Annotated in this window: 20 protein-coding genes; 7 read left to right on the top strand and 13 right to left on the bottom strand. The window is 61.7% G+C overall.

The window, feature by feature from the left end; translation table 11 throughout:
- Positions 1–52: 52 nt before the first annotated feature.
- From BM364_RS17540 to BM364_RS17560, 5 genes are all read right to left on the bottom strand, one after another.
- Positions 53–844, bottom strand: coding sequence for a hypothetical protein (locus tag BM364_RS17540; protein WP_092426912.1), 792 nt, complete (start codon positions 842–844; stop codon positions 53–55).
- 10 nt (positions 845–854) lie between these two features.
- Positions 855–2357, bottom strand: coding sequence for a tripartite tricarboxylate transporter permease (locus BM364_RS17545; RefSeq protein ID WP_092426915.1), 1503 nt, complete (start codon positions 2355–2357; stop codon positions 855–857).
- Positions 2358–2366: 9 nt separating this feature from the next.
- Positions 2367–2828, bottom strand: a complete 462-nt coding sequence (locus tag BM364_RS17550; RefSeq protein ID WP_092426918.1) for a tripartite tricarboxylate transporter TctB family protein — start codon at positions 2826–2828, stop codon at positions 2367–2369.
- Between the two features lie 90 nt (positions 2829–2918).
- Positions 2919–3701 carry an HpcH/HpaI aldolase family protein gene (locus tag BM364_RS17555; protein WP_092426921.1) on the bottom strand — a complete coding sequence of 261 codons (783 nt, stop codon included), beginning with the start codon at positions 3699–3701 and terminating at the stop codon, positions 2919–2921.
- 49 nt (positions 3702–3750) lie between these two features.
- Positions 3751–4734 carry a Bug family tripartite tricarboxylate transporter substrate binding protein gene (locus BM364_RS17560; RefSeq protein ID WP_092426924.1) on the bottom strand — a complete coding sequence of 328 codons (984 nt, stop codon included), beginning with the start codon at positions 4732–4734 and terminating at the stop codon, positions 3751–3753.
- Positions 4735–4933: 199 nt separating this feature from the next.
- Between BM364_RS17560 and BM364_RS17565 the strand changes: the two genes are divergently transcribed.
- Together BM364_RS17565 and BM364_RS17570 are read left to right on the top strand one after the other, a co-directional pair.
- Positions 4934–5974: a LacI family DNA-binding transcriptional regulator gene (locus BM364_RS17565; RefSeq protein ID WP_092426927.1), complete on the top strand. Its 1041-nt coding sequence runs from the start codon at positions 4934–4936 to the stop codon at positions 5972–5974.
- A 152-nt stretch (positions 5975–6126) separates the two neighbouring features.
- Positions 6127–7413 (top strand): ABC transporter substrate-binding protein, encoded by a 1287-nt coding sequence (locus tag BM364_RS17570; protein WP_092426930.1) that lies wholly within the window; start codon positions 6127–6129, stop codon positions 7411–7413.
- A 612-nt stretch (positions 7414–8025) separates the two neighbouring features.
- Here BM364_RS17570 and BM364_RS17575 read toward each other — a convergent pair.
- From BM364_RS17575 to BM364_RS17595, 5 genes are read right to left on the bottom strand one after another with little or no spacing between them, the layout of a single operon-like run.
- Positions 8026–9612, bottom strand: a complete 1587-nt coding sequence (locus BM364_RS17575; protein ID WP_175528658.1) for a Na/Pi cotransporter family protein — start codon at positions 9610–9612, stop codon at positions 8026–8028.
- 47 nt (positions 9613–9659) lie between these two features.
- Complete coding sequence (locus BM364_RS17580) at positions 9660–10856, bottom strand: ROK family transcriptional regulator (RefSeq protein WP_092426935.1); 1197 nt, start codon at positions 10854–10856, stop codon at positions 9660–9662.
- Entirely contained in the window at positions 10853–11707 is an 855-nt protein-coding gene (locus tag BM364_RS17585) for a carbohydrate ABC transporter permease (protein ID WP_092426938.1), read from the bottom strand. The genes BM364_RS17580 and BM364_RS17585 overlap by 4 nt, the downstream gene beginning before the upstream one ends.
- Positions 11700–12581: a carbohydrate ABC transporter permease gene (locus tag BM364_RS17590; RefSeq protein ID WP_092426941.1), complete on the bottom strand. Its 882-nt coding sequence runs from the start codon at positions 12579–12581 to the stop codon at positions 11700–11702. The genes BM364_RS17585 and BM364_RS17590 overlap by 8 nt, the downstream gene beginning before the upstream one ends.
- A gap of 53 nt (positions 12582–12634) precedes the next feature.
- Positions 12635–13909 (bottom strand): ABC transporter substrate-binding protein, encoded by a 1275-nt coding sequence (locus BM364_RS17595; RefSeq protein WP_175528659.1) that lies wholly within the window; start codon positions 13907–13909, stop codon positions 12635–12637.
- A gap of 159 nt (positions 13910–14068) precedes the next feature.
- Here BM364_RS17595 and BM364_RS17600 point away from each other — a divergent pair, with 159 nt between their 5' ends.
- From BM364_RS17600 to BM364_RS17620, 5 genes are all read left to right on the top strand, one after another.
- A complete protein-coding gene (locus tag BM364_RS17600) occupies positions 14069–14968 on the top strand; it encodes a CehA/McbA family metallohydrolase (RefSeq protein ID WP_092426947.1) in 900 nt (299 codons plus the stop codon).
- Positions 14969–14978: 10 nt separating this feature from the next.
- On the top strand, positions 14979–16061 hold the full coding sequence (locus BM364_RS17605; protein WP_092426950.1) for an ABC transporter ATP-binding protein: 1083 nt from the start codon (positions 14979–14981) through the stop codon (positions 16059–16061).
- 414 nt (positions 16062–16475) lie between these two features.
- Positions 16476–17294, top strand: coding sequence for an SDR family oxidoreductase (locus BM364_RS17610; protein WP_092426953.1), 819 nt, complete (start codon positions 16476–16478; stop codon positions 17292–17294).
- On the top strand, positions 17288–18013 hold the full coding sequence (locus tag BM364_RS17615; RefSeq protein WP_092426956.1) for a FadR/GntR family transcriptional regulator: 726 nt from the start codon (positions 17288–17290) through the stop codon (positions 18011–18013). Before BM364_RS17610 ends, BM364_RS17615 begins: the two co-directional genes overlap by 7 nt.
- 4 nt (positions 18014–18017) lie before the next feature.
- Positions 18018–18698: an RraA family protein gene (locus BM364_RS17620; protein ID WP_092426959.1), complete on the top strand. Its 681-nt coding sequence runs from the start codon at positions 18018–18020 to the stop codon at positions 18696–18698.
- A 96-nt stretch (positions 18699–18794) separates the two neighbouring features.
- On the opposite strand, the gene BM364_RS17625 is transcribed toward BM364_RS17620, so the two are convergent.
- From BM364_RS17625 to BM364_RS17635, 3 genes are all read right to left on the bottom strand, one after another.
- Positions 18795–19592 carry an IclR family transcriptional regulator gene (locus BM364_RS17625; protein ID WP_092426962.1) on the bottom strand — a complete coding sequence of 266 codons (798 nt, stop codon included), beginning with the start codon at positions 19590–19592 and terminating at the stop codon, positions 18795–18797.
- Between the two features lie 80 nt (positions 19593–19672).
- Positions 19673–20308 (bottom strand): DAK2 domain-containing protein, encoded by a 636-nt coding sequence (locus BM364_RS17630; RefSeq protein WP_092426965.1) that lies wholly within the window; start codon positions 20306–20308, stop codon positions 19673–19675.
- A gap of 3 nt (positions 20309–20311) precedes the next feature.
- Positions 20312–21307 (bottom strand): dihydroxyacetone kinase subunit DhaK, encoded by a 996-nt coding sequence (locus BM364_RS17635; RefSeq protein ID WP_092426968.1) that lies wholly within the window; start codon positions 21305–21307, stop codon positions 20312–20314.
- Between the last annotated feature and the right edge of the window lie 22 nt (positions 21308–21329).

Genomic DNA, 21329 nt, shown 5'->3' on the forward strand with positions numbered 1-21329 from the left:
ACGGCCAATGCGACTTGGCATGTTTCATCTGCAACGCGCCCCATTCCGGTCACTAGGTTAGCACTGGCGGTTTCCGAAAAGCGGACATTTGATCGTTCGGCTCCCTTTCACCCAAAAGTTCGGCGCTCACCAAGGCATTTCCCAAGCGCGCACGAATTGAACCGTCGTGTTGAAGAACGATCAGCGGTTGGCAGAGTGAGCCGGTGGTCACAACCGTCCCAGCCCGGAATAGGTCGCCGCTTCCTGACGCCAGTGCTGCGCGGATGGGCGCCAGAATGGAGCCGAAAGGCAGTCGCGCGCGATCCTCACGGACAAGTTGATCGTCGATCTTGACCGAAATTGGAAGTCCATCCACTTCAAACTGCCCAAGGGAGCTGCCAATAACGAGGCCCGCGGTCGAGAGGTTGTCGGCAAGGTTTCCCCAGGGCCCGGCAGCACGCCGGTCATCAAAACGACTGCCGATCAGTTCGATGGTCACGACAACATCGTCAATTGCATGCCGCCATGCCGCGTCGGACTGATCGAGCATGTCGACCGACAGATCGCGGCCAAGCCGAACCGCTGCCTCCACCTCGATACCCACTATGCCGCGGGCCGGCAGATGGAGCGTTCCAGCATTTTCGACGACGAGCGGAGCAAAGATCGGTGCCGAAAAACCGCTGCCATCCGCCGCGAGCCCGACCTTGGCGGCCGGACTGCGGCTGCCGATATCGGCGGCGACGCGCTTCTGGATATCCAGGGCCTCTGCCTGGGTGAGACCGGCGAAACGCTCGGCCGGCACCAGCATGGCATCATCGCCATGGGCTTTGACAAGCATGGCGGCAAGTTCTGGCGGGAGGCTCATGGCGGACTGCTCATTCTTCGGCGAAGGTTTCTTCCCGGCGCTTCCGCACGGCCGGAAGAACGACTGTGACCACCAGGAGCACACAGACGATCAGGATGCCCGCACTGATCGGGCTGGTGAGCAGCACGCTGCCATCCCCGCGCGACAACAGAAGGGCGCGGCGCAGATACTCCTCCATCATCGCACCGAGGATAAGCGCCAGCATCATCGGGGCGGGTTCGGCTCCGACCTTGCGCAGCAGGTATCCGGCAATGCCGAAGCCGGCCATCAGGTAGACATCAAAGCTCGAATTGCTGACGCTGAAGACCCCGATGGCACAGAAGCCGAGGATGATCGGGTACAGCAGGTGATAGGGCACCGACACCAGTTTCACCCAGAAGCCGATCAGCGGCAGATTGAGGATCACGAGGAACAGATTGCCGATCCACATCGAGGCGATCAGCCCCCAGAACAGCGCCGGCTGCTCGGTCATCACCGTCGGACCGGGCTGGATGCCCTGGATCAGCATGGCGCCAATCATCAGGGCCATGACCGGATTGGACGGAATGCCCAGGGTCAGCATGGGAATGAATGCGGATTGCGCGCCGGCATTATTGGCCGATTCCGGCGCCGCCACGCCCTCGATCGCTCCCTTGCCAAATTCCTCAGGATGGCGCGAAAGCTTCTTTTCCATCGCGTAGGAGGCAAAGGACGCCAGGTTTGCCCCGCCACCGGGCAGGACGCCGAGGACCGATCCAAGACCGGTGCCGCGCAGGATGGGCCAAAAAATGCGTTTCCAGTCCTCCCTGGTGGGCAGCGTGCCCGAGACGGACTTGAGCGAGACAGTGCGTTCGGCGCGCTGTTCCAGATTGGCAATGATTTCGCCAATACCGAACAGGCCCATGGCGATGGCGACGAATTCCAGACCATCGTAGAGCTCGGGAATGTCGAAGGTGAAGCGCGGCACGCCCGAATTGATGTCGGTGCCGACAAAGCCGAGCAAGAGGCCGATCAGGATCATGCCGATGGCATGGAACAGCGAGCCATTGGCGAGAACGACCGAGGCGATCAGGCCAAGGACCATGAGCGAGAAAAAGTCGGGAGGCCGGAACTGGAAGGCGATGCCAGCCAGGGTCGGCGCGAAAAGCGCGATGACGAGCGTTGCGATGGTCCCCGCGATGAAGGAGCCAATGGCAGCGGTGGCGAGGGCCTTTCCGGCCTGACCCTTGCGGGCCATCTGATAGCCATCGAGCGTAGTGACAACGGAACTCGTTTCCCCCGGCAGGTTGACGAGAATGGCCGTTGTCGAGCCACCATACTGAGCGCCGTAAAAGATGCCGGCGAGCATGATCAGCGAGGTTTCGGGCGGCAGGCCGAAGGTGAGAGGCAGCAGCATGGCGATCGTCGCCACTGGACCCAGCCCTGGCAGCACGCCGATGGCCGTGCCCAGGAAGACGCCGACGAAGCAATAGAGAAGGTTCATCGGCGTGAGCGCAGTAGCAAAGCCCAGGCCGAGATTGACGAGCATATCCATAGTGCGAACTCAACCGAACCAGGAACCAAGGACCGGAATGGGCAGTCCGAGGCCATAGGTAAAAAGGGCCGCGCAAAGCGCGGTAAACGCGACCACGCCGAGCCCGGTGCGCCAGTCGAGGCGGAACCTGTCGCTCGCCATGGCGGCAGTAACGAGCAGCAGCGGCATGGCAATGGCAAGGCCCGCGCGCTCGAGAAGAAAGCCGAAGGCAATGACCGTGCCGGCAATGAGGGCAATAGCCTTCCAGGCGATCGGCCCCACCGGCTCTCCGGCCAACAGGAAACCACGGGCCCAGGACACCACGGCAAAGATCAGCAGCAGGCAGGAGAGGTAGAACGGGAAAAAGCCCGGCCCCATATTGGCGGCAGTGCCGATGGCATAGTCGCGACCAAAAAGCAGGCCAGCGCCGCCGACAAGGAAATAGAGCAATCCCATGAGCAGGTCTTTTGGATTGCGGATGGCGATTTGCATGATCTTCTCCCCGATACCGGAGCGTCCTCCTTTCTTGGCGAGGCAGAGACGCTCCGGCTTCTTGTTGTGCCGCCGATGAAAAATAAGAGCCTAGGCGGAGCGGCCGACGAGCTGGCGGAAGGCGGCGACATCGGCAAGCGAGCGGTCCCGCAGCATGGCGGTGTCGGACGCGGCATTGACCATGGCATAGCCGGCCGCGAAGAGATCCTGCCAGGAGCGCTGCAGCGGCACCGTGCCCATGGGAATGCCCGAGGCCAGGATCTTGCGCTCGGCCAGTTCGAAATAGGGCACGACATCGGGATGATGCCTCTGGGCCAGTTGACCGGCCGACCCCGTCAGGTCCATGGCGCCGATAAAGACCAGATCGATGCCCTCGACCGCCAGGATCTCGTCAAGATTTTCGACGCCCTTGACCGTTTCGATCTGGATGACGACCAGCAGGCGTTCGCGCGCCTTGAGATGGTAGTCCGGGAGCATGCCATAGTGGGAAGCGCGACCACCGGCCCAACCGGCACCGCGAATGCCATTGGGGGCATATTGGCAGGCAGCGACGGCAGCCCGCGCTTCTTCGGCCGTGTCGACCGATGGGATCATGATGCCTTCGGCACCGGCATCGAGCGCCCGCTTGATCAGGGCATGATCATTCCAAGGCACGCGGACGATTGCCGTCGCCGGATTGTTCGCCATGGCCTGCAACTGATGGATGAGGGAGACATTGTCGCCCACGCCATGCTCCTGATCGAGCAGCAGATAGTCGAAGCCGGCAAGGCTGAGCAGCTCGGTGACGACGGGGCTACCGGACGATGTCCAGCAACCCAGAACCTTCTCACCGGCCAGAAGCCGCGCCTTGGTGGCGTTATCCCTGTAAGTCATGTCATGCCTTGTCGTGTGTAAGAGAGGGAGGCGGGCCGCCTCCACTGGGTCAGGCGGGCGAAATGCCCGCTTCGGTGATGAGCGCGCCGAACACGGCATGGTCCTGCCGCCGGCGCTCTTCGAGCTGTTCGAGGCTCTGCTGGGCAGGCTGCAGCCCCAGCGTCGCGAAGCGCTCGATCACCTCGGGCACTTCGACATAGCGGTTCATCATCTCGTTGAGTTGGCGGCAGATCTCGGGCGGTGTGCCGGCCGGGACGGCAACCCCGTGCCACGACCTGATGGCCCAATCGGCAAGGCCCGCCTCGGTTGTCGAAGGCACATCGGGAAGCGACGGCCAGCGCATTTCACCAAGGGTCGCGAGGCCCCGCAACTCGCCCCGCAGGTGATATCCCGCATCGCCCATTGAGAAATTGACCTGCGTTTCTCCCTTCAGCGTCGACTGGATGGCATCGGCCGCCCCACGATAGGGAATATGCGTCATGTCGATGCCGGTGCGCTGCTTGAAATATTCCCCGCAAAGGTGGGTCAGCGAACCCTGGCCATTGGAAGCGTAGTTGAGCGCCCCCGGATTGGCCTTTCCATAGGCGATGAGCTCCTCAAGCGTATTGGCCGGCACGGAGGTATGGACCGACATGGTGTTGAACTGGTCGCCGGCAAAACCCACGGGCGTCAGATCGGCCAGAGGGTCATAGCGCACGCTGCCCAGAAACGGCGTCACGGCATAGAAAGTGTTGCTGACCGCCAGAAGCGTATAGCCATCGGCCCGGGCCCGGGCGACCATGTCGCCGGCAATGCCGCCCCCGCCGCCGGGACGATAGTCCACCACCACCGTCTGCCCGGTTTCCTTGGTCATCTCGTCGCCAAAACTGCGCGCGATCAGGTCGCTGGTGCCACCGGGATTATATCCCACGATGAAGGTTATGTTCTTTTCCGGATAAGCGCCCTGGGCGAAAGCCCCCGGCACTTTTGACAGAACCAAGCCTGCCCCTGCAGCTCCCAGAAAAGTACGGCGGGACATTTCCCAGCGTGCCATGTCGTTCTCCTCATCTCTCGCCCTTTGCCTGCTCAAGCAGGTCGTGATGGCAAATGTATGCGCTTACATTTCCGCTCATGTCAATTCTTGTATGGAAGTTTAATTGGTGCGAATCTGGCGCGAGATCGACGGGGAGCGCCTTGCCAGTGAAACAAGGGCGAGCCATCAATGACGCCAGGACCACCGGGACGCCAGCATTATGAGAGATACGACGTCCGAGCTTCTGACCAGGTCGCCCCGCGCGATTGACGTGGCGCGCGCCGCCGGCGTGTCTGCCGCAACGGTGTCACGGGCTTTCAATGAACCGGACAAGGTCCAGCCGCATGTGCGACAGCGCGTGATAGCGGCGGCCGAGGCGCTCGGATGGCTACCTCACGGCGCCGGCAGTGCATTGGCGCGACGCCGCAGCCTGATCGCCGGCGCGCTCATTCCCACGCTCGCAAACGGCATCTTTGCGGCTCACGTGGCCGCGCTGCAGGAAACATTTGCCAGGGAAGGCATCAGCCTCATCGTCTCGGTGTCGAACCACGACCCGGCCCAGGCCATGCGCGACGTGCAGGCCATGCTGACGCGCGGGGTCGAGGCCATCGCGGTCGTCGGCGAGGATTTCGGCGACGCCATCTTTGACCTGATGACTGCCCGAAAAGTACCCTATGTCGTCACCCATGGCTTCAGTGCGGAAAGCCGCCACCCCACCATCGGCATCGACAATTTTCAGACTTTTCAGGAAATAACCCAGTATCTGCTTAGGCTCGGCCATCGCACCATCGGCATGATCGCGCCGACGCAGAAGAACAATTCTCGCGTCACCGCGCGTGTCGCGGGGGTTCGCACGGCGCTTGCCGAAATGGGGCTCGCCATCCGCCCGCAACATTTTTGCGAGGGCCCCTGGAGTATCCAGTTCGGGCGCGAGAGCCTCCGCGCCATTCTCGCTGCTGATGGCCCTCGGCCGACCGCAATCATTTGCGGCAATGATCAGATCGCGTTTGGGGTGCTGACCGAAGCGCACATGCAAGGCATCGCGGTGCCAGAGGAGCTTTCGATCATCGGTTTCGATGACGATCCGATCTCCGCCCACACGACGCCGCCGCTGAGCACGGTGAATATCGACCGCACGCTGATGGGGCAGCTTTCCGCCCAATACCTGCTGGCGCAGCTGCAGGGGGGCACCCCCGCCCTGCCTCCGCCGATGACAGCAACCCTGATTCCACGTGGCTCGACTGGCGCAGTTCACCCCTAGCCCCCGAACATTGAATTCTTCCATACAAGATTGACTTGTTGAAATGTATGCGCTTACATTGATGCCGGGAGAGGCGATGATCGGAAACAGCCGACCGCAGATGGCGGCACGGTGAACCGGTCCCGCGCCAGGTCAATGTGAGGAGGAAATCAATGATCGGACTATCGCGTCGGCAGTTTCTGGCTGCCGGTTCGGCCGCTGCACTTCTGGGGGCATCGGGGCTGACCCCGGCCTTTGCCCAGGGGCAGACGCTGCGGATGAGCTGGTGGGGCAATGCCAATCGCGCCGAGCGCACCAATCAGGTCATCGACCTGTTCATCGCAGACAATCCGGGGCTGGTGGTCGAAGGGCAATCGCTGCCTGGAGGTGGCGACTACTGGACATGGCTCGCGACCCAATCGGCCGGTGGCGCGGCGCCTGACATCATGCAGATGGATTATCGCTACATCTTCGAATATGCGGCCCGCGACGTGCTGCTGCCGCTCGATGACCTGATCGGTTCGGTCATCGACCTGTCGGACTGGCCACAGGAGCGTCTCGATGTCGGCAAGGTCGATGGCAAGATCTATGGCATCAGCTTGGGCGCCAACAGCAGCGCGCTGGTGATCAACGAGACCGCCTTCGAGGACGCCGGAGTGGCGCTGCCGACAATCGGCACGACATGGGAGCAATTTGCCGAACTGTGCGCGCAATTGACGGCGGGCACCTCTCGCCAGGGCCTCTATGGTGCCCAGGACATGAGCGGCGCCGATCTTTCCTTCGAAATCTTTCTCCGCCAGCGTGGCAAGGAGCTTTATTCCCCAAGCGGCGACCTCGCCTTTGAAGAGGAAGATGCCCGTGCCTGGTTCGCCCTGTGGCAAGGCATGCGCCAGTCTGGCGCTTGCGTTCCGGCCGATGTGCAGGCGCTCTGGACCGGCGGCATCGACACGAGCGGGCTGACGACCGGACGGGCTGCATCGACCATCGTCGTTTCCAATCAGCTCGTTGCCTACCAGAACGCCACGACGGATCGGCTGGGCATGACCGGTGTACCGGTATTGGCCGACGGCCAGCCCGGGCAGTATCTGAAGCCCTCGATGTATTTCAGCCTCGGCGCCAAAACCAGCGAAGCAGAAACCGCTGGCCGCTTCCTCGATTTCTTCCTCAATAACGAGGAGGCCAAGACCATTCTGGGGGTCGAGCGCGGGGTGCCGGAATCGCCAGCCACACGCGCCTTCCTCGCCCCCGATTTGGACGATGCCTCCAATATCGCTATCGCCTATCTCGACAGCCTCGGCCCACTGGTCGGGCCGCTTCCACCGGCGCCGCCAAAGGGTGCGGGCGAGGCCTGGACAATTCTTCAGGGTATTGCCGAAGAGATCGCCTTTGAGGTGAAATCGGTCGAGCAGGGCGCTTCGGACCTCATGTCAGGCATGGAAGCGGCTCTCGCCCGCGCCTGAACTCCCGGCCTGGCCGGCGCCCTCCCCTTAACCGCCGGCCCGGCCAACATCTCGGCGAAATGACCGTAAAGCAGACGTGTTGGGATAGTCCAAATCCCAACCTTATCTGCTCTAACCATCTCAAGTTGAGGGATGCCCGTCCCATGCGGCAATCCGTAGATGACTTGGACCAACGGCGTCGCTGAAGCTCACGACTGGTCCGGGCCAAGCTTTTGAGACGTCGCTGGCGAAGTGTTTATGGACGCTTGAGTGGAAGCTGTAGGCCGAGCATCGTAGCATAGAGCAAAGTGTAGCTCCTCAAAACGACAGAGCCTCGCTCTCTCCAAACGAAACCGTGAGGGATTTAACGGGCGATGGAGGCGCTCAGAAAATTACAACCGTCTGAGCGCAATTGGGTCGTATCGAAGCCGATCAGCAATGCGCCCCATCCCGGTCGTCTAGGACCCTTCTGCACTTTCCCAAAAGCTGCCATCCCTCGACGAAGCGCCACACGGCTGAAACGGGGTGGTTTGCGGACCAGCGGGTTTTGGTCGGCAACGCTTTGGCGTCGCGCAAAGACGCGGCGGTCTAAGCGTCAATTGCTCGTCTAAATTGGGTGATGGCTTGTCCGGTTCATTTCAGTCGACTTTCATTCAAAAGACCCGCGCGTTCCAGCGAGGGAAGCGCAGTGGAGGCGATATGGCCATTGATACGTTTTAGGTCCCGCAGGAGATCGAGGTGAATGGAACTGGTCGCCAGGCTTCCCGCGTCCCCGGACCTCAAACGTTCAAGATGCTTGCGGCGCGACTCCTGCTCGATGCGGCGAACGTCGAGTTTGGTCGAAAAGAGCTTGCGGGCCAGTTCGATGTCGCCGTCGAGAAACAGGGTTTCGGCGACGTTCAAATTGCCGAGAATCTGCTCGAACAGGTGCTCGATCTCTGCAAACCCCTCCTTTGAGAAACGCGTGCCCATGCGGATATTCTTAAGCAGCAGCGGCACAAGGCTGCGCTGGATGACATCGCCTATATGCTCGAGGTTGATGGTATAGGCCGTGATGTCCTCGACGCGCCGACGTTCCTGACGTTCGAGGTCGTCGAGGCTCAGCCGGGAAAGATAGAGCTTCACGGCCTCCTGAAGTACATCGACCCGATGGTCGATGGCGGACGCCGAACGACAGGCAGCCTCGTCGGCGGAGCGCAATCCGCCCAGGGTGGCGGTGAGCATCTGCCGCACCATGTCGGTAATGCGCAGGCTCTCGCGCATGGCGGCGGCAATGGCGGCTTTGGGTTCAGCCAGCGCCTTTTCATTTAGATGATGGGGGCCATCGGCCGGACTGGCTCGCAGGGGTGCGAGCCAGGAGACCAATCTGCTGATCGGCCCCAGCAGCGGCAAGGCCGCCGCGGCGAGCGAGAGGTTGAATGCAATATGGGCTTGCACCGCCAGGCTTGCCGGGTCGAGCCATGCCAACCGGGCACCGATGAGCCATGCACAGGACGCCACCGCGATTGCTCCTACGCCACGCACCAAGAGGTTCGCCAACGCCATTTGCCGACCGGCACCGCCAAGCGTCATTAGAAACGGCGGGAGAGCCCCCCCGAGATTGGCTCCCGCAATTAGCAGCAGGCAAAGCTCAGGACCGACCAGGCCTCCTGCGGCCAAGCTTGCGACGAAGAGGACGATGGCAAGGCTTGAGGCCGCTAGGGCGGCGAGCGCGGCAGAGATCAGGATTGCGACCACGGGCGCGTCCTCGACCAGCACCAGCATGACTTGAAAGGCGGGAGCCTGTTGCAGCGGTGCTGACGCTTCCTTTAGCAGCGCAAGCGATAGCAGCATCAGCGCCAATCCTATGGCAGCATTTCCGGTTCCCTCGGCGGCCGCGTTTCTGCCGAAGCGCCGCAATCCGAGCCCCAGCACCAGTGCCACAGGCGATAGCCAATCGAGTTCGAAGGCCAGAATCTGACTGACAAGGCTGGTCCCGACATTGGCCCCCAGCATGGCGGCCTGGGCCATGACCAAGCTGACCAGCCCGGCGGAAACGAAACCGGCCATGAGCGCCGCGGTTGCCGTGCTGCTCTGCAAGACCATAGTGACAAGCAGACCTAAGACGAAAGCCTGCCCCCGATTGTCCGCACCATTGGCCAACAAAAGGCGAAGGCGCGCACCCAGCGCCGCTTCGAGGCCGCCCTTGAGCAGGGAGAGCCCAAACAGCAGCAAGCTCACGGCTCCTCCGAGGCTGATGAGGACAAGATTGGCTTGCATGGCCTTGGTCAGACGTATTTCGAACTGAGCTGGTCGAGCCCTGCACCACCGGCCAGGTACCGACTCATCGCCAACGCACAGGCGCCTGATTCCATGGCGACGGACTCGAGGACTTCGATCCTCGGCGGCCGCAACAGTTTGTCCGCTGCGCGACCAGACAACAGCATAGTTCCGTGCGGCAGCAGATCGATCCCCGCAACCATCTGCCTGGCGATGTCTCTTGGAAAACGGGCGCACACGAAAACTGTATCGACGTCAATCAGATAGGTCGCGGCTTGCATGGCAGGCTGCAACTCGGCCCCGGCCCGTCTGCACCAGTCCAAGAGCTGGGTTCGGTCCTCTTGGGAAAGCGCCCCCAACCCTTGCCAGTCCGCAAAATCCGGCTTGCCCAGAAGCGCGGTGATGCGCCCGCGCGATGGCCGATAATCCCCATCCGGAATGAGTGCGCCGATTTCGCCCGCGTTGCCATAGGCCCCTTCTGCCAGGCGGCCATCAACCACGAGGGCGCCGCCGATACCATTTCCGATATAGACAAACAGAGCGTTGCGGACTGCATTTGGTCCGAGGGCCCTGATACTGCCCATGGCCACGGCGCGGGCGTTGTTACACACAGTTACGTCGAGTTCATACCGCTGCTCAAACACCGTGCGCAAATTAATTCCGGCCCAGGCGGCAGGCATCTCGCGGGACACTACGGATCGGCCGGGCTGCACGAAGAAACCCTTTGCCGCAACGCCCATGCCGACGAGCCTGGTATGCGCCGCGATACGTTCGAAATTAGAATCGATCATCGTCGTGGCCCGCGCCAAAGCGTCGTCCGGGTGGCCGAAGCCGCCTGTGGCCTCTTCCTCAAAAAGCACTGTTCCGTCGAGGTCTTCCAGGGTGAGGGCAATCCGGGTGTCGGACAGCGACAGGCCCAGGCTGGCCAGACTTGCTTTCCTGTACGAGAGATTGCGGGCAGGCTGACCCCTTGTGCCGCTATGAACCGGCTCTTCGTCCAGCAACTCGTCGGCAACCAGTGACCGGGTGGCGCGCGACATGGTTTGGGGAGACAATCCCAATTCGTCTGCGAGCGACAGCCGGTTTGTCGAACCGCTTCGGGCCACCGCGGCCACGATCTGCCTCTGACCCCAATTCAGATGCTGCGCCTGAGCGTTCTGCGCCGCCCTGGACGATGGAATGACTGGCGTGTCGACGATGGTCATCCTTTGACGCCTCCGCCGGCAAAGCCCTGAAGCACATAGCGTTGGCAGAGGACATAGATCAGCACGAGCGGCAAGGTCGAGATTACCGAGCCGGCCATCAACAGCGTCCAATCTGCTTCGAACTCGCTGACGAAACTCATGAGACCGATGGGCACCGTGTGCATGGAGGGCGTGTTGAGATAGAGTAGCGGCCGCAAAAGCTCGTCCCAATTGTTGATGAATGCAATCACGAAGATGGACACCAATGCCGGCCGGGCGAGCGGCAGATAGATAGTCAGGAAAATTCTGAAGGGTCGCGCGCCGTCGACACGGGCCGCCTCGCCATAGTCGGCTGGCAGACTGGCGAAATATTCGCGCAGCATGAACGTGCCGAACGATCCGACCAGGAATGACGGCACGATCAGCGGCAGGTAGGTATCGATCCAACCTAGGCCGCGCATGATCAGGAATTCTGGAATGATCGTCACCTCCGTGGGCACGAAGGCAGTCGCGAGGATGGCCGCGAAGATCACGTTCTTGCCCGGCAGTTCCATGCGCGCGAAGGCATATCCTGCCAGGGCGCAGGTGATCACCTGTCCCGTGGCTGCCAGGGTCGATACAAAGAGCGAATTGAGAAAATACCCGAAGAAGTTGCGATTGCCTAAGACCTCGGAATAGTTGCCGAACGGGTCGTCGGAAAACAGCTTCGAGGGATAGAATGTCGGCGGCAGTCGGAAGATATCGGCGGGGATCTTGAAGCTGGTGATCAGCATCCAGAAGAATGGCATCAGCGTGACAACGCCATAGGCGCCAAGCGCCAGATACAGCATGGTCAGCGTCGATAGGTTCGAGGCTTTGTGCGGCTTACTCATAGACCCATCTCCGGCGGAAGTAGAAGTTGATCAGGGTCACAAGTCCCGTGACGAAGCACAGCAGGTAAGCCAGCGCCGAGGCGTAGCCCATGTCGAACTGCACGAAGGCGTTCTGGTAGATATAGAAGGACAGGGTCGTTGACGCACGGTTGGGCCCACCATTGGTCAGCGCATAGGTGATCTCGAATGTCTGCGTGGAGCGCACCAGCGCCAAGATGAGTACGAAGAACAGGCTTCGTGACAAGAGCGGCAGCGTTATGGTGTGGAAGCGTCGCCAGGGCCTTGCCCCGTCGATCCGCGCCGCTTCGTAGACCGTAGGATCTATGGTTTGCAGGCCCGCGAGCAGCAGCAGCATAAAAAAGCCTGCGTCCTTCCAGATCGCCACAATGGCGACAGCCGGCAGCGCCCACGCCGGATCGGCCAACCATGCAGGCGGGTCGGTCCAGCCGATAGTCTCAAGCAGGTGGTTGAGCAGGCCGAAGCGCGTCGAGAAGATCCACCGCCAGGTCAGCGTTATGGCCACCGTGGAGGTGATGTAGGGCAGAAAGAACGCCCCTCGGAAAAACGCCGAGCTCCTGAGGCCGTTGTTGAGGAGAACGGCAAGCGCCAGCGACAGTGCAATGACGCCGGGCACATAGATCGCCGTGTAATAGGCAGTATTGCCCAACACCTGCAGGGAGACGGGCGAAGACAGGATATGAGCATAGTTGGACAACCCGACCCACTTGACCTGATCGAATATGCGCCATTCGGCAAACGAGAGAGCGAATGCCCAGATAATAGGGATTATGCGAAAGAGCAGTAATCCCGCCACCGCGGGCAACAAAAAGAGCATCGCGGGCGCGTATCGGCGCAGGTCACGAGCGGAAACCATGAGATCAACCTTGCTGGTGGCCGGCCGGAACAGGTCCCGGCCGGCTTGAGAGATCAGCGCGAAAGGATGTCGTTGCCGTAGGCCACTGCTGCGGCCAAGGCATCGTCCAGCGCCTTGCGGCCGTTGAGAACTTCGTCGAGCTCTCCATTCATGCCGCCCGAACCCGAGGCGCCGTATCCGCGCCATGCGCTCCAGTCATCAGAAAAGCCCGAATAGGCGGCCTTACCGCCCATTTCGAGCAGCAGTGATTTTTCGGCGGGCAACATGCCTTCTTCGAGCCAGGCACGGTCTTGCGCGACGGGAATGTAGGCGGGCACTTTGCCGCCCGGAAAGTCAGACGCCTGACGGCCTGGCCCTGACATGTGCAAAACGAACTGCCAGGCCAAGTCCTGATGCGCGCTATCCTTGGTAACCGAGAGCATGTCGGCCCAAGCATAGACTCGGGCGGTTTCCTCGGTGGCGTCCGGCCCCAGAGGCACTTCGGACATGCCCCATTCGAACTGATCGGCGATGACCTGACGATTGTTGTCGATCTGCCAGGATCCGTCGACCCACATGGCCGCCATGCCCAGTCCGAATACGTCTTGCGGGCGAATGCCCTCCAGGTCCTTGGGCATGGGAGCGGACTTCTCCTCCATCACCAGAGAGACAAGGAATTCCATGGCCTTGATGGCTTCCGGAGTTGGGTCGATAGCCGCTCTGTCCTCGGTCAGCAGCAGGCCGGCATTGCGGAAAATCCACGGCTCGACATTGGTGTAGCGGCCGTCAAACCAGAAACCCCACTGTTCGGGCCGCCCATCGCCATTTTCGTCGATGGTCAGAGCCTTTGCAGCGGCGCGGAAGTCTTCCCAGGACCAGGCGGTGGTTGGATACTCAACCCCGGCCGCGTCGAAGGCATCCTTGTTGAAATAGAGAACAGGCGCGACCCAGTTCTGCGGAAAAGCGAAGGTCGATCCGTCGACCTGTCCGAAACCCAGCGCGCTCTCATAGAAGGCGCCGGTATCCACCTCAGCAAGGTACTCATCCAGTGCGGACAGGTTTCCGGCACGCGCCCATTGCTGCACGAAGGCAGAGGACATGGCCATCACATCGGGTAGGTCGCCAGCAGCGGCGCGGGCCGAAAGGCTTCGCCAGTATTCTGACGACGGCATGGCCTGGGCTTCAATGCGAACCCCCGGATTGGCGGCTTCGAATGCAGCGATGACCGGGCGCTCCGCTTCCAGTGCCGGCACCGAAAGCTGCATGTAGCGGAGCGTTACCTGCTCCTGTGCTGCCACTCCACAAGTGCCGGCGAGCGCCGCTAGAGTCGCCAATCGCAAAATTTTCATCTTCGTTTCCCTTCCCTTGAAATCGCGGACAGAGCGTCTGGACATTTTAATCTTACCATGCGATTTAATTGATACTTCTCTAACTTCCCCGGAATGTCCAGAGGGTAGTGCGCACTATTTTTCGGATGGCCAACCATCCCGCTTTAGGAAGACAGTTCTATGACGATCTCGCCCTTTGCCCTGCCAGGCCGGTTCTACAAGGGAAACCTGCACTGCCATTCCACGGTCTCGGACGGCCGTTTTGACATGGCGGAAGTGGTGCGAAAATATCGCCTCGAGGGCTATGACTTTCTCGCCATCAGCGATCATTTCCAGGAGCAGTATGGCTACCCGGTAGCGGACACCCGTCCCTTCAGGACGGCAAATTTCACGACACTGCTGGGCGCGGAACTGCACCAAGGACGGCTGGGCAACGGCGAACTCTGGCACATTCTGGCCGTCGGCCTGCCGCACGATTTCGCCGCGCCGTCTCCGGACGAGGACGCAAAGAGCATCTGTGCGCGGGCGGCTGCGGCCGGCGCGTTTCTGGGTTTTGCCCATCCCGGTTGGTACTGCCTCACCCCTGACGATACGCGGAAATTGCCGATGGTCCATGCGGTGGAAATCTACAATCACGGTTCAGAAGTGAGCCTCGCACGGGGCGATGGATGGCCCCTAGCCGACATGCTGCTGACGGAGGGACGGCGCGTGACCGCTTTTGCCGCTGACGACATGCACAGGATGTCAGTCGATTTTGCCGGCGGCTGGGTACATGTAAAGGCCGAAAGCCTCGAGCCCGAGAACCTTCTTGCCTCCTTGAAGGCGGGCAACTTTTATTCGAGCATGGGGCCGCTGCTGCACGACATCCGTATCGAAGGAGACGAGATCGTCGTAGAGTGTTCCCCCGCAGCGGTCATCACGGCAGGAGGGACGGCTGCGCGGCGCGCGGCGGAGATGGGCATAGGCCTGACCGGCGCCCGCTTCCCTCGCGCCAAGTTTGATGGCGGTTTTTTCCGCATAACCGTAGTGGACGACCGCGGTCGCAAGGCCTGGTCAAACCCAGTCTGGCTGGACGTTTAGGAGATTATCGATGGCTACCGTCACCCTCGCCAATATCTCCAAGCGGTTCGGCGAGACCGCTGTGCTCGACAACATCAGCCTTTCGATCGACGACAAGTCCTTCGTGGTCTTTGTAGGGCCATCGGGCTGCGGAAAATCCACTCTGCTGCGCATCATCGCAGGGCTGGACGCCCCCTCGGATGGAAAGTTGTTGATTGGCGAGAAGGACGTCACTCTTGAGGAACCAGTCGACCGCGGCATCGCCATGGTGTTCCAGTCCTACGCGCTTTATCCCCATATGAGCGTCTATGAGAACATCGCCTATCCGTTGCGTACGGCCGGCCTCAGCCCTGGCGATATCGACCGGAAAGTGCGCGAGGCCGCGAACTCACTGCAACTGGCCGATCACCTGGAGCGACGGCCCAGCCAGCTTTCGGGCGGACAAAGGCAGCGCGTGGCCATCGGGCGCTCGATCGTGCGGGATCCATCGGTCTTTCTATTCGACGAGCCCTTGTCCAATCTTGACGCTGCCCTGCGCAGCGAAATGAGGGGCGAACTGATGCGACTGCGGCGCAAGCTCGATACTACCATGATCTACGTGACCCACGATCAGGTCGAGGCGATGACCATGGCCGACCAGATCGTTGTACTCAACAAGGGACGCATAGAACAGGTCGGGAGCCCGATGGAGCTCTATGAGCGGCCCGCTACACGATTTGTGGCGGGCTTCATTGGCCAGCCGGGCATGAACTTTCTTCCCGTGGATAGGGTCGAGCGTCGCGAGCACCAGACACATGTGGTCTTTCCCAGCGGTTACCGCATGATCGTGCCTGGCGTTGTCACCACGGATATGGCTGATGCGATTGCCGAGCTTGGCTCACGGCCCGAGCATACTCGGCTGGTCCCATCCGGTGATGGTGTGCCCTTTGAGCTGGACTATGTCGAACGTCTGGGGGGCTCTACGCTCTTGCACGGCCATGTCGAGGGTCGCGCGGTCTGCGTGGCGACTGAAGGCAGAGAATACGCTTCCGACGTTGGCAAGGAGAACCCCGGCCTCAAGTTCGTTGACCCTTGCTTCTTCTCGGAGTCTGGCCTGAATTTGAGCGTTGGCTGATCGGAGTTCCGACCGTCTGTCGACGGTCAGCCCCCCGCGAAATATGACTGTGTTCTAACAGTCTACTGCTTGGGTTTTATTCCGCTGAGTGCGCAGCAGTCTTCGATGGGTGTTGGTAGCGATCTTTGGGGTGCATCGCCGCTTGTCGGCAATGCGCCCCATTCCGGTCATCGTTTGTGGTCCTGCGACTTTCTGAAAGCTGCCATTCCATAAATGCTAAAGCAAGAAGCGGCAGCGGAAAGTTGCGGCCCAGCCGATGTCGTCACGCATCCTGAAAGCTGACGTCGACTTGTTGGCGCTCCACGTTGGCCACCCGTTATTTTTCAGAGAGCCCCATCCAGCCTTACCCCTCCCTTGTCAAAACCTCGAACTCAACTTATGACTTATGACTTATGACATAAGTTGGAGCGATAGATGTCTGACCTTTTCAGCGTCGCTGGCAAAGTGGTGGTCCTGACCGGTGGTCTGGGGCAGCTTGGTCGCGAATTTACCACTTCGCTGGCCAATGCCGGTGCCAAGGTGGCGGTGTATAGCCGCCGGTCGATCACCCAGGCGCAGTTCGACGAGCTGTTTCCCGGCCTTGGCGAAAACGTTCGCATCTATGAAGCCAGTGTCACCGACAAGGCAGCGCTCGAGGCTGCGACCGACAAGGTGATCGCCGATTGGGGCGTGCCGGATGTGCTGGTCAACAATGCCGGCATCGATTCCAAGCCCGATGGTGGCGCCGAGCAGAATGCGCCGTTCGAAGTCTATCCGCAGAAATTCTGGGACGAGATCATCGACACCAACCTGACCGGCGTGATGCTGTGCAGCCAGGTGATCGGCGCCAAGATGGCCGAGAAGCGTCGCGGCAGCATCATCAATGTCGGCTCGATCTATGGCCTCGTCTCGCCCAACCAGGCGCTCTATGCCTATCGCGAAAAGCGCGATGGCGTGCCCTTCATCAAGGCCGTCTCCTATGCGGCATCGAAATCCGGCCTCGTCAACCTGACGCGCTATGTGGCGACCTATTGGGCGGAGAAGAATGTCCGCTGCAACCTGATCTCCTTCGGCGGCGTCAAGACTGGCAGCTTCGACAAGGAATTCGTCGACAACTTCCTCGAGCGCGTGCCGATGCGCCGCCAGGCCGAGAAGGGCGAATATAACGGCGTCATCCAGTTCCTGGCGTCCGACGCCTCCACCTATATGACCGGCTCCAATGTCGTGGTCGACGGCGGTTTCACCGCATGGTGATCCAAGGCGCGCCAGATCGGGAAAAGCTCCACGCTTCGGTGGTTGCCACCATCGAGGCGGAAATCCTCTCGGGTGAGTTGAAGGTGGGCGCACGCCTGCCTTCCGAAGCCGAACTGGCGCGCCGCTTTTCCATTTCGACGCGCTCGGTGCGCGAGGGGCTGCAGATCCTTGAAACCAAGGGCCTGGTCCGTCGCCGCCACGGTGAGCGCGCCGAAGTGGTCCGCGATGATGTGGACCAGTTTCTGGGTTCGCTCGCGACCACGGTAAAGACGCTGTTCGCCGAGGACCCGGCCTATCTCGTGCAGCTGATGGACGTGCGCCGCATGTTCGAGCTGGAGGTGGTCGGGCGGCTCGCCGCGGGCGAAGGCGAAATCTCTGCTGATGTCGAGGCGGCCCTGTCCGATCTCGCCGCAGCCAAGGATTTTGGCCACTATGCCGAGGCCGACGCCAAGTTTCATCGGGCGCTGGTGCAGTCCCTGGGCAATGAAATCCTCTCCAGCGTCTATGCCAATCTTTATGGGCTGATTACCGACGTGATCCGCCTGACCAGCCGCGTGCCGAGCAAGACGCAGGCGGAAGGCGTGGCCGAGCACCAGGCCATCTTCAAATCCATTCGCAGTGGCGATGTCGAGCAAAGCCGCGCGCTGATGCGCGAGCATATCGACAATTCCACGGCCTATCTCCACCAGGCGATTGACGCCGCAAACAAGGGACACTGAGACAATGGCGGCTTACGATTACAACAATACCGACTGGGCAGCGATCAAGCGGCTTTCCAACTGGTACTCGGGCGATATCCACGACGTGCTCGATGGCCGCGGGCCCTATGGCTATCTCAAGGGCATTTCCCAGTTTGGCGTGCTGGCCCCCGGCCAGGTGGTCTGCGGGCCGGTATCGACCGTGCTCTATGAAAAGAGCGCGCGCGTCGGCCAGCCGCAGGACGTCTATCACGGCGCCATCGATGCCGTGACCAAGGGCGGCATCCTGATGGTCGACAGCTCCTGCGCCGAAGGCTCGGGCACGGGCGAATTGATGTCGAGCGGCGCCAAGACCAAGGGCGCAGCCGCGACCGTCGTCAACGGCACCGTCCGCGACCTCGCCGAAGTGCGCAAGCTCGACTATCCGCTCTTTGCCAAGGGGATGAGCCCGGTGGGCGTCTCGGGCCGCATGGAAGCGACCTATTTCCAGACCGAGCTCAATATCGACGGCGTGCGCATCCGCCCCGGCGACGTGATCTTTGCCGACGTGACTGGCGTCGTCGTCATCCCGTCCGAGCTGGTTGGCGTGATTGCCGATGCGGCCGATGAGCTGGGCAAGAACGAAGTCGCCTGCCGCCAGCGCATTCTGGCCGGTGAAGACCTGCAGAAGATCTGGCCGGTCGGCAAGACCGGCGGCCCGGTCTGATCCCACGCACTGAACGAAAAAGCGCCGGTGGCACCAAATGCCACCGGCGCAAAAAGCCCAAAACACGCCAACCAGGGAGGGGAGGCGATGACGCGGTTAGCGCACGTATCCCAGACGCTGGGAAATCAGATTGGCGTGGTAGATGACGACCTTGTTGAGTTCGTCGACCTCGGCCATGGGCAATTGCCAGGCGGGGGAGCTGATGCTGATGCCGGCAAAGACCGCGCCCGACTGGTTGCGGATCGGCGCGCCGATGCACCTGAGGCCCGGCTGGTGTTCGCCATTATCGATGGCGTAGCCGCGCTGGCGGGTGAGGTCGAGTTCGGCGCGGAAGGCGTCGGGCTCGGTAAAAGTGGTTTCCGTAAAGCGCTCAAGCCCGGCCTCGATGACGCGGACGATGATCTCTTCCGGCTGGTGCGCCAGGATCGCCTTGCCGACGCTGGTGCAGTGGACCGGCGAGTTTTCGACCATGGTATTACTGAGCATGGGCTCGGCTTCGGTGCGCTGGATGACGACGGCGCGATGGCCGTCGAACACGGCCAGGTGCACGGCGCGGCTCGTGAGGCGATGCAGCGCATCGACGATGACGCGGCCCTCGCGATTGAGCTCGAGATTGGCGAGCACCGTATTGCCCAGCTCGAACAGCCGCAGCCCCAGGCGATAGGCGTCGCGCTCCCGCTCCTGCTCGATGAAACCGACCTCGCGCATGGCGGTGAGGAGACGGTGCGTGGTGGAGCGCGGATAGCCGGTCTTGGCGCAGATTTCGGCCAGGGTCAGCGAGCGATGCGCGGTGTCGAAACAGTCGAGCACGCGCGACACCTTGGTCAGCGATTTGAGGCTCTCGTCGCTGCGGGCCGGTTTGGCTGGGGCCAGGGCTTGATCGCTATCGGTCATCGGCTTGGTCTCAACACTTTGGCTGAACAGTCACGAACGACCGTCAAACCTGGTTCTCTTATTGCACTTGTTGCCCGCTCTCAAGCAACGGGGGCGGCGCTATGCTGAGCACCTTTGGCAAGACTACGAACAATTTCCGCCAGGGCCAGCATGCCGGGATCGTCGAGGCCGACGCTCTTTTCGGCGAACATGCGGGCGCGGCCCATGGCAGACGGACGGTTGCGGAATTCAGCCAGCACAGCGTTCATGGCTTCCGCTGCCGCAGCAGCGACTTCACTAGCGTCCGTCTTGCCGGCGATGCCGCTGGCCAGTGCGTCGAGGCCATCGATAATAGTCTTTGCACCCAGCTCGGCCTTGCCGCGGGCCATGGCGGCGTCGCGAATGGTGGTGAGAAGGCCAGAGAGGTCGGCCCAATCCATGTCACTCTTGCCGGCATTCGCCTTGCCCGCCGTCATCATCGCCGTGATGATCAGGGTGCCGAGGCTCGATCCGGTCGAGGCGGCGCCAGCCTTGGCGAGCGCCATGAAGCCGGCACCGAGATTGTCGGCCCCGCGCACATCCACCGCAGCAAAGGTGCCGATCAGGCGCACCAGCATGGTGCCGGTATCGCCATCGCCCAGCTTGGCGTCGGCGGCATTGAGCACGTCGGCCAGGCTGGCCATGGACGCATTGGCGCGGGCAATGGCGTCAGCCAGAGTGTCGAGCGTGATGGCCATGGTTCAGCCCACCTTCCAAAAGGGGCAGTCGGCGGGAGCTGCCAAGAGCGGTTCGATCTCGTCATCGAGGAAGCAGAGGCTGATCGAGGCGCCGCCCATTTCCATCGAGGTCACATAGGGCCCGATCAGCGGATTGACGATCGTCAGGCCGGCGGCATCCAGCTGCTGGGCGGCGCGGCGATAGAGAATGAACAGTTCCTCGAAGGGCGTGGAGCCCAGCGAATTGACGAGCACCGCAACGCGGCTCGCGCCCTCGGGCTTTTCGGCAAGGATCAAGGATATCATTTCGTCGACGAGTTCGTCGGCCGGGCGGATCTTGTGGCGCCAGATGCCGGGCTCGCCATGGATGCCCATGCCAAACTCGATCTCGTCATCGGCAATGGTGAAATTGGGACCGGCCGCGCCGGGGATCTGGCAGGACGAGAGCGCGACGCCAATGGTGCGGGTGCGATCGCCGGTCTTCTGTGCGATGGCGGCGACGTCGTCGAGGCTGGCACCCTGCTCGGCCAGCGCGCCGGCGGCCTTGTAGGCGAAAATCAGCCCGGCGACGCCACGGCGCTTGTGGGATTCTTCGGGCTTGGCGCTGGCGATGTCGTCGGTGCCGAGCACGGTGCGGATTTCGACCCCGTCCATGGCGGCGAATTCGCTCGCCATCTCGAAGTTCATCTTGTCCCCGCCATAGTTGCCGAAGAGGCAAAGGACGCCCGCGCCACCATTGGCGGCCGCGATCGCGTCCTGGCAGGAATTGATGGTCGGGCCCTCGAAGACATTGCCGATGGCGCAGGCGTCGAGCAGGCCCTGGCCGACATAACCGGTAAAGAGAGGCAGATGGCCCGAGCCGCCGCCGGAAACGACGCCGACCTTGCCCTGGCGCATGCCGGTGCTGCGGGCGATGGCGCGGCGATCATCGCCGACGCGCTTGAGGCCCGGATGGGCGAGGCAGAGACCGTCGAGCATCTCGTCGACATAGTTGGCGGGGTCGTTGATCAGCTTTTTCATGTCGTCCTCCCAGGCGTCGTGG

Source organism: Devosia crocina (assembly GCF_900116545.1).
GTDB classification, from domain to species: Bacteria; Pseudomonadota; Alphaproteobacteria; order Rhizobiales; family Devosiaceae; genus Devosia; species Devosia crocina.

Coding starts and splice junctions, on each gene's coding strand:
- BM364_RS17615 (WP_092426956.1), top strand. CDS start 17,288: ATGGTGATCCAAGGCGCGCCAGATCGGGAAAAGCTCCACGCTTCGGTG.
- BM364_RS17555 (WP_092426921.1), bottom strand. CDS start 3,701: ATGACTTACAGGGATAACGCCACCAAGGCGCGGCTTCTGGCCGGTGAG.
- BM364_RS17630 (WP_092426965.1), bottom strand. CDS start 20,308: ATGGCCATCACGCTCGACACTCTGGCTGACGCCATTGCCCGCGCCAAT.
- BM364_RS17625 (WP_092426962.1), bottom strand. CDS start 19,592: ATGACCGATAGCGATCAAGCCCTGGCCCCAGCCAAACCGGCCCGCAGC.
- BM364_RS17620 (WP_092426959.1), top strand. CDS start 18,018: ATGGCGGCTTACGATTACAACAATACCGACTGGGCAGCGATCAAGCGG.
- BM364_RS17605 (WP_092426950.1), top strand. CDS start 14,979: ATGGCTACCGTCACCCTCGCCAATATCTCCAAGCGGTTCGGCGAGACC.
- BM364_RS17540 (WP_092426912.1), bottom strand. CDS start 844: ATGAGCCTCCCGCCAGAACTTGCCGCCATGCTTGTCAAAGCCCATGGC.
- BM364_RS17570 (WP_092426930.1), top strand. CDS start 6,127: ATGATCGGACTATCGCGTCGGCAGTTTCTGGCTGCCGGTTCGGCCGCT.
- BM364_RS17635 (WP_092426968.1), bottom strand. CDS start 21,307: ATGAAAAAGCTGATCAACGACCCCGCCAACTATGTCGACGAGATGCTC.
- BM364_RS17565 (WP_092426927.1), top strand. CDS start 4,934: ATGAGAGATACGACGTCCGAGCTTCTGACCAGGTCGCCCCGCGCGATT.
- BM364_RS17580 (WP_092426935.1), bottom strand. CDS start 10,856: ATGACCATCGTCGACACGCCAGTCATTCCATCGTCCAGGGCGGCGCAG.
- BM364_RS17550 (WP_092426918.1), bottom strand. CDS start 2,828: ATGCAAATCGCCATCCGCAATCCAAAAGACCTGCTCATGGGATTGCTC.
- BM364_RS17600 (WP_092426947.1), top strand. CDS start 14,069: ATGACGATCTCGCCCTTTGCCCTGCCAGGCCGGTTCTACAAGGGAAAC.
- BM364_RS17595 (WP_175528659.1), bottom strand. CDS start 13,909: ATGAAAATTTTGCGATTGGCGACTCTAGCGGCGCTCGCCGGCACTTGT.
- BM364_RS17610 (WP_092426953.1), top strand. CDS start 16,476: ATGTCTGACCTTTTCAGCGTCGCTGGCAAAGTGGTGGTCCTGACCGGT.
- BM364_RS17590 (WP_092426941.1), bottom strand. CDS start 12,581: ATGGTTTCCGCTCGTGACCTGCGCCGATACGCGCCCGCGATGCTCTTT.
- BM364_RS17585 (WP_092426938.1), bottom strand. CDS start 11,707: ATGAGTAAGCCGCACAAAGCCTCGAACCTATCGACGCTGACCATGCTG.
- BM364_RS17545 (WP_092426915.1), bottom strand. CDS start 2,357: ATGGATATGCTCGTCAATCTCGGCCTGGGCTTTGCTACTGCGCTCACG.
- BM364_RS17560 (WP_092426924.1), bottom strand. CDS start 4,734: ATGGCACGCTGGGAAATGTCCCGCCGTACTTTTCTGGGAGCTGCAGGG.